The organism is Acinetobacter sp. YH12097 (genome assembly GCF_013419225.1).
Taxonomy (GTDB): Bacteria; Pseudomonadota; Gammaproteobacteria; order Pseudomonadales; family Moraxellaceae; genus Acinetobacter; species Acinetobacter amyesii.
In genome coordinates this window covers 1-7,145 of record NZ_VPAN01000071.1, presented here as the reverse complement: position 1 = coordinate 7,145, position 7,145 = coordinate 1, and the positions used below count along the sequence as shown (strand labels likewise).

Sequence of the window (7,145 nt, the reverse complement as noted above, 5' to 3'; positions counted from 1 at the left end):
GCGAGCTACTCTTTGTATCTTTCCATGGTTTCGCATTTTTTCTAGGTGGAATCACCGCATGCGCTTGCCGATCTGCAATGACCTGACGGCATTGCTTGGTGTCATAAGCTCCATCGGTATAAACAGAGTCAATCCGCTCATCTTGTGGAATCTGATTAAGTAAATCACCAAGCACCTGTGAATCACTGACATTATTGGTTGTAAGCTGAACTGCTCGTATTTGCAGGGTTTTGGCATCTATACCAATATGGAGTTTACGCCATTGGCGACGATATTCAGGTCCATGTTTCTTGCGTTTCCATTCGCCCTCACCTAGAAACTTCATGCCTGTAGAGTCCATGAGTAGATGCAGCCCATCGCTACTTTTTTGGTAGCTGATTGCAATACAATATGTTTTTGTCTTCTACAAAGCGTGGTGTAATCTGGAGCTATCCAATTTAATCCGCAAAGTTTAATCAGACTTTGCACAAAGCCAGTAACCATACGTAAAGACAGACGAAATAAGGATTTAATCATTAAGCAGTATTGGATGGCTGCGTCGGAGTAGGTTTGATTTCGCCCTTGTTTGCCTTTTGATGGCGCATACCATTGCGTAGCAGGATCAAACCAAATGGCAATATTTCCGCGACTCATGAGTGCTCGGTTATATGCGGGCCAATTGGTTATGCGGTAGATTTTGTGTGTAGGCTTCTTCATTTGAAAATTATATCGCTGAAAAAGCCTTTACAGATAGATTTGTGCAACAAAGCCTAACATATTGAAAAAAATTATTTTTTCAAAGCAAAATTATTTATTAAACTTACTGGTAAACCGATATTTCGTTCTAAGCTGTCAATTGCACCCCATAACCATCCTAAATCATGATACTTCGCTTCTTGAAAATTTAACATATAGTCAATTTGATCAACATTAAACTTATTAATCATTATGCCCACTCTAAATGTTTTTCACCATTTTTAAGTGTATAGACCCAAACAGGTCTTAATGGACAAAAATCTTTATCGTAAACAACAAGCCAAGTTCCGACATCAACAACCCCTAATTCCTCTGCATGTCGTTCTGATTTAGGGAATGATAGTTTGAACCATTCCAATTGCTCAGAGATAGGTATGTCATATAAAATTTCATCATTTTCGCTTTTAGCAAGTAATAAATCACCATTTCTCATTAACTTTTCTAAAATATAGAAAAATATTGTTTTTTTTAAATCAAAGTTATTATCCACAATTTCATAAAATTCTAAATCATTATCTAATCGACTAATTGATAGCCAAATACCATCTAATGCCTGAAACTTAGCCGATTTCATTAATTCATCAAATTGTTTATCGATTAGATTAAACATTATCTACTCCATTAGACCTCTTGCGTTAGTCAAAATTTAATCAGTGATAAACGTTGATTTTTAAATAAATATCAAAGTCTAAAATAGTCAAAAATAATACTTTCGCAAGAGGTCTAAATTTCAGCTTGATTTTCATCTGAATCAACACCATGGCCATATAGATAAATCTCAGCTAATTCTAACTGGGCAGAAGTATCTCAATTTTCAGCTTTCGCTAATAAATCATTAGAAAAAACAGGTTCGGCAAATGTTTCCATTGAAAGGTATACTCCTAAAGCCATAAAAATATTTGTTAATTTATTCAATTTTTAACTTTTAAATTAAACTGTTAGGTCTGTACATTTTTATATCATATCCAAAAGAAAACTCTAAAATTACAGTATATTTTTAGCCTATTTAACATAATGGCGGTTATACGAAATTGACAATATGTACAGGATTCTGTACATTTAGGATTGTAAAGTTTCAATCACTACCGCCTAGGTAGTCTAGCTAGCAGCGTTTTGACGCAGCTTACCCTATGAGGGATAGATATATGCATGTATTTACATATACGGACGCACGTAACAATTTAAAATCTGTTTTAGATAAAGTAATTGATGATGTAGACGTTGCTTTTATTACAAGAAAAGAAGGTGGCCATGCTGTAGTAATGGGACAAGATCATTACGATAGCTTAATGGAAACGTTATATCTCCTTTCATCTCCAAATAATGCAAGTCGTTTAAATGAATCAATTGCTCAATTACGTGCAGGGAAAACAAAACACAGAGAGTTGATTGAGGATGACGAATCGTAACGTCGAATGGACTGATAATGCCTGGGATGAATATATCTATTGGCAGACACAGGATAAAAAGATACTTAAGCGTATTAATACCTTAATCAAAGAATGTCAGCGAACACCTTTTGAAGGAACAGGAAAACCAGAACCTTTAAAAGCTAATCTTTCAGGATTTTGGAGTCGTAGGATTGATGAAAAGCATAGATTAGTTTATGAAGTGACAGATGAACGAATCTCTATAATTCAATGTCGATTCCATTACTAACAAGATCCCCTATTTTTAGGGGATTGTTTTTTTATTTAATACAAAATCTCATATGCGAAATTTAGGTGTTATTCCATATAACGCCATTAAAAAGATCTTTATCTTTCTGCCTATTTTCTTCAGTCTTACTTTCCGTGCTTAAAAACTTTTCAAAATCGGTTAGTTGACCCTTAAAAGATTCATCATTTTTCAGTTTGTTTAGAACCCAAGCCCCCAGTAGAATTTTACGTCTAGTATCATCTTTTCTTTGTCGATCAGAATTTTTCTTTTTTTCACGAGCAGCAATAGCTTGTTTTTGTGCTTTTAGTTGTCTTAATCGTTCTTCTTGCTTTGCAATTTTTTGCTCTAAAGTTTCAATACTCATACCATCACCATCTCAAGGAATCCCCCTCAAGCATAGGTCTGTTTGAATTGAAATTCAAGACAGCCCATGCTATCGTGGTTTTCCCGAAGGGCGCACTTAGCCATTGGATTTCATCCAATGGTGCGACAAGGGGTAAATCCCCTTTGTAATCCCCTGACCAACATATACATGTTGGTAATTTCGATAAATCGAAATAAAGAGCAAAAGCAAAATGGCGATATATCATTTTTCAGTTAAAACGATTAGTAGAGGTAATGGACGATCGGCCGTTGCTTGTGCTGCATATCGTTCAAGTGAAAAATTGGTATGCGATTTTTATGGAAAAGAACAAGACTACACAAGAAAAACTGGTGTCGAATTTACAAAAATCTATGCACCTGAAAATACAAATACTGAGTTACTCAAGCGCCAAACACTTTGGAATGAAGTCGAAAAGGTTGAACGTAGAAAAGATGCATTACTTGCAAGAGAGTTTGAGATTGCATTTCCCAGTGAGTTAAACGCTGAACAGCGTGAAAATATGCTCAATGAACTTTGCCGAAACCTCGTTAAAAAATACGGTGTCATCGTTGATGCTGCTATTCATGCACCTCATACAGACAGTGGAAGTGATGAACGCAACTACCATGCACACATCATGTTCACAACCCGAAGTATTAATGAGCAGGGTGGCTTTTCAGCAAAAAAATATAGGGACTTCAGTCGTGACAATGGCACAGAAACTGTAAGCCACTGGAGAGAATCATTTGCAGAGTTATGCAATCATCACCTGGAACAAAATGGATTTGATGAACGTGTCGATCACAGAAGTTATGAAGACCAGGAAAGTGACCTAGAAGCAACTCAGCACGAAGGTCCTCAAGCGACATACCTCCGGAGACGAGGGATATTTACAGAAATTAGTCTGAAAAATGATGAAATTAAGCTACGTAATTTAAAAATCAAAAAGGTCATCGCACTGGATGAAAACATCAAAGTATCTGAGGATCTTGTTCAAAAAGTACGAAGTGAGCTTCAGTTTCAATACTCTCAAGCTGAGTATTCAGAAAAAACTTCTCAGAAACTTTATGAATTCCAAAATGAAGAATTATCAAAATTAACAACAAAATTAGACACGATGAGTTCTGCAATATCAGAACTACGCAAAAAAGAGCCTTTATTTTTTAAAACAAAATGGATCAATCAAATAAATGACCTGATCGACCAACACAACACCCAACTAGACATCCAAAAGCATATTTCTGGTCTTAGTGAAATAGAAAAAAAAGAGAGATATTCTGATCATTTAAATAAATGGACAGAAGAAAATCAGCTGCTCCAGCCTAAAAAGTCTTTTGCAAAATTTGACGAACCGAACATCACTGTTAAACAACGAAAACTTAATGATCAAATTTCAAATATAGATCATCAAATTTCTGAAATATCACGCAGAGAAACTGAGTATCAAGAGTATGTACGCGATCAAAGACTGGAGATCATAAATAGTTATATATTTGAAGAAGATAACTATGGAAATAAATACTTTAGTCCTCAAAATGGTGAAAAACAAAAGCGACTATATGCAGAAGAAATGGAAGATCTAAAAATCCAAGAATTGCATGCGGCTTTTACAAAAAAAATTGAGACCGAAGCGCAGCAAGAGTTTTCCCAAAAAAGAGCAATACAGCTCGAAAACGACCGAAAAGATCGTGAATCTAGAGAACAGCAGTTACGTAAAGAACGAGAGCAACAAGAACAACGCTATGCACAAGAACGAGAGCAACAAGAACATTTGGCATTTGTAAGACGCCAAGAACAAGAAAAACAGCAGAGAAATGAGCCTAAAAAGCCAGAAAATGACAATAACCATGACTACACGCCTTAGAAATCCCATTTAAGCGCAAAAAAACGGGGGTTTTAGCGACTTTTGATAGAAATACAGTAAAACTATAGTTGATAAAAATAAAATCGCTTAGAACGCAAATGAGAGCCTTTTAGCGAGTATCTACGAGCGACACAACGAAAGTTTGCTTATTCCCCCTCTGAAAAACCGTTTTTTATTGAATTACTGGGGACAGTGATTAGCGAGTGTCTACGAGCGAAGTATTGATGCTTTTGCTCGTCAAAAAGCATGAGCATAGCGAATGCATTATTCATGTTTTGCTTTTTGAATCCTTGATCATATATGCAAAAAACTGCCCCCCACGAAGCGAGTGAAACGAGCTTCAATAGAGTACGAGCTTTAGCGAGTACCAAGGGCAGTTTTAATAACTCACTTTGGAAATAAATTCCCTTTTATTCTTTTAAAAAGCTTTTAAAAGCTTTTAGACCCCCCTATAAACCACGCCTAGCAATGCTTTCAGACTTTAAAAAACTACTTTTACCGGACATTAAACTACAAATGCCGGACAAAATGGACTTAAAAAACTACTTTTACCGGACATAGAAACTACTTTTACCGGACATTAAACTACAAGAAAAAGTTTGTAGTTTTGTTAAAAAACTACAAAAATAGTAGTCAAAAAATAAACGACAATGTATGTTTAAGCTACATAAATACCAATGTAGTTAGTTAGTTTTTTGGGGTTGTAGTTATATGGACGAAAATAAAAAAACATATCCTCTGAGCTGGGTTGTTATGCAAAACAATGTTCAAGAATGCTTTAAGAGTATGAACATTGATGAAAAACGAATGTTAATACTTGCTAGCCCAATTGCTAGAACCACTGATGCAACTGAAAAAGACCGAATTATGATTACGGCAGAAGAGTTTGCTAGAGAATGTGGCATTAAAACGCATTCCGCATATACGCAGTTAGAACTAGCCAGCAAGAATCTACTTAAAAGAAATTTCTCTTATAACAATGAAAGAGGAAAAAAGGTGCTGTCGAATTGGGTGATTGATTGCACTTATGAAGACGGAGGGATAGCTATACGTTTCCCTGAAATCGTTCTACTGATGTTAAAAGAGTTTGATAAATTAAACCCTTATACAAAATATAAAAAAGATATCGTACTAAGTTTGAAAAAAGATTACTCATTCGATCTTTATCATTTAGCTAAAAAGCATCAAGCAATGGGACAATTTGAAATGTCCTTAGAACATATAAAAAATGAGCTGGGTTTGCCCAAATCTTATGACAAACTCTGTAATTTAAAAGACCGAGTAATGAAGCCTTCATTAAATGAGATTACAACTAATACAGATATTGAACTCACTTATGAAAATGTAAAAAAAGGGCGTTCAGTAGTTGGCTTTAAATTTATAGTGAAAGAAAAACCTAAGCCAAAATTAATAGCGCCTCAGCGAGATCAAAGAACTATAGATATGTTCTGCAATTTATCTGATGCTCAAATTAACAAGTACAGCACTATTTTATCTAAACTTTCTGAGCTATCAGACCTCAGTAATTTCCCAGACTACCCGACATTTGCCCTCTGGATTAGTGGCATCTTACGAGATCCGAAAAGTGTAAGAGAGGAAACAACAAAACGGATTTTTAAAGCTCTTCATAGCAAGACGGATTTTAAACCATGAGAACTAAGGCTGAATTAGATGCAATGAGTCATCAAGAACTCAAAGATTATGAGCAAAGTTTACTTGCTCTGTGGACACCAAGAATGGCTATTGAAAGTGACATTGAAAGGTTAAGCACTCATCACAGCGAATTATTAGAGGTTTTTAATCAATTAAAGAATCCGGATGCACCTAAAAATTCACGTTTAAAAGATTCAATCTTGTCTCTGAAATATAAAATCGAATCGCTTGAAGGTAAGTTGAGTGATCTTATTCAAGATAATCGCTTAAATTCTGCAGATTGAATTATTCAGTTTATTTAATCAAAATCGTGGAACATTGATTAAAGACTAGGCGTGGAACGTGAAAAGTAATAAAAAAAGCCCAGTCATTGACGACTGGGCTAGAAAATTGAAACTACAGCGTTGAATTATAAGGATAATTATAACGCATTTCGTATAAGGTGTATTATGTTAATTGGGCTTTGTTGCACAAAGATTTGAAATGCAAAGCGCCCATAATCGAGCCAAATCTAAGGCATAACTTGGGTAAGTGGTTGACCTAATTCAGTGAATTTATTGAGGACTGCCACACATGTATGAATCTCATTGACTTGGCTTTGAAAGCTCCTTGCACTCAGTTTATCGCCCAATAATTTAATGCAATGCATCTTGGTTTCTACCAAACTTCGCCGATGATAGCCTGACCATTTTTTCCATAGTGTCCTGCCTAAACGTTTAACTGTTCGAAGTAATTCATTTCGTTCTAGCGAGCTACTCTTTGTATCTTTCCATGGTTTCGCATTTTTTCTAGGTGGAATCACCGCATGCGCTTGCCGATCTGCAATGACCTGACGGCATTGCTTGGTGTCATAAGCTCCATCGGTATAAA

At 35.6% G+C, this 7,145-nt stretch carries 9 protein-coding genes and 2 pseudogenes; 5 read left to right on the top strand and 6 right to left on the bottom strand.

The features are described from left to right. From FTU37_RS16010 to FTU37_RS15995, 4 genes and pseudogenes are all read right to left on the bottom strand, one after another. Positions 1 to 696 (bottom strand): annotated as a pseudogene (locus FTU37_RS16010) (IS5 family transposase); the annotation flags it as partial. A 71-nt stretch (positions 697 to 767) separates the two neighbouring features. After that, a complete protein-coding gene (locus FTU37_RS16005; protein ID WP_180111827.1) occupies positions 768 to 926 on the bottom strand; it encodes a hypothetical protein in 159 nt (52 codons plus the stop codon). Next, a complete protein-coding gene (locus tag FTU37_RS16000) occupies positions 926 to 1,345 on the bottom strand; it encodes a DUF596 domain-containing protein (RefSeq protein ID WP_180111831.1) in 420 nt (139 codons plus the stop codon). Before FTU37_RS16000 ends, FTU37_RS16005 begins: the two co-directional genes overlap by 1 nt. A gap of 116 nt (positions 1,346 to 1,461) precedes the next feature. After that, positions 1,462 to 1,602: pseudogene (locus tag FTU37_RS15995) on the bottom strand (SEL1-like repeat protein); the annotation flags it as partial. Between the two features lie 278 nt (positions 1,603 to 1,880). Between FTU37_RS15995 and FTU37_RS15990 the strand changes: the two are divergent. Both FTU37_RS15990 and FTU37_RS15985 read left to right on the top strand, forming a co-directional pair. After that, entirely contained in the window at positions 1,881 to 2,144 is a 264-nt protein-coding gene (locus FTU37_RS15990; protein ID WP_000557944.1) for a type II toxin-antitoxin system Phd/YefM family antitoxin, read from the top strand. Further along, on the top strand, positions 2,131 to 2,394 hold the full coding sequence (locus FTU37_RS15985; RefSeq protein ID WP_000184943.1) for a Txe/YoeB family addiction module toxin: 264 nt from the start codon (positions 2,131 to 2,133) through the stop codon (positions 2,392 to 2,394). The genes FTU37_RS15990 and FTU37_RS15985 overlap by 14 nt, the downstream gene beginning before the upstream one ends. Positions 2,395 to 2,455: 61 nt before the next feature. On the opposite strand, the gene FTU37_RS15980 is transcribed toward FTU37_RS15985, so the two are convergent. Next, complete coding sequence (locus tag FTU37_RS15980) at positions 2,456 to 2,758, bottom strand: hypothetical protein (RefSeq protein WP_180124657.1); 303 nt, start codon at positions 2,756 to 2,758, stop codon at positions 2,456 to 2,458. A gap of 211 nt (positions 2,759 to 2,969) precedes the next feature. Here FTU37_RS15980 and mobQ point away from each other — a divergent pair, with 211 nt between their 5' ends. The 3 genes from mobQ to FTU37_RS15965 all read left to right on the top strand — a co-directional run bounded on the left by mobQ (position 2,970) and on the right by FTU37_RS15965 (position 6,559). Then, on the top strand, positions 2,970 to 4,622 hold the full coding sequence (mobQ, locus tag FTU37_RS15975; protein WP_004870770.1) for a MobQ family relaxase: 1,653 nt from the start codon (positions 2,970 to 2,972) through the stop codon (positions 4,620 to 4,622). Between the two features lie 711 nt (positions 4,623 to 5,333). Beyond that, the gene (locus FTU37_RS15970; protein WP_020846814.1) at positions 5,334 to 6,275 is read left to right on the top strand and encodes a replication initiation protein; all 942 of its coding nucleotides are present in this window, start codon (positions 5,334 to 5,336) and stop codon (positions 6,273 to 6,275) included. After that, positions 6,272 to 6,559, top strand: a complete 288-nt coding sequence (locus FTU37_RS15965; protein WP_004870774.1) for a hypothetical protein — start codon at positions 6,272 to 6,274, stop codon at positions 6,557 to 6,559. Before FTU37_RS15970 ends, FTU37_RS15965 begins: the two co-directional genes overlap by 4 nt. A 227-nt stretch (positions 6,560 to 6,786) precedes the next feature. Here the strand turns inward: FTU37_RS15965 and FTU37_RS15960 are convergent. Continuing rightward, positions 6,787 to 7,145 (bottom strand): IS5 family transposase (locus tag FTU37_RS15960; protein ID WP_180124656.1); only part of this gene is annotated, 359 nt, incomplete at its 5' end.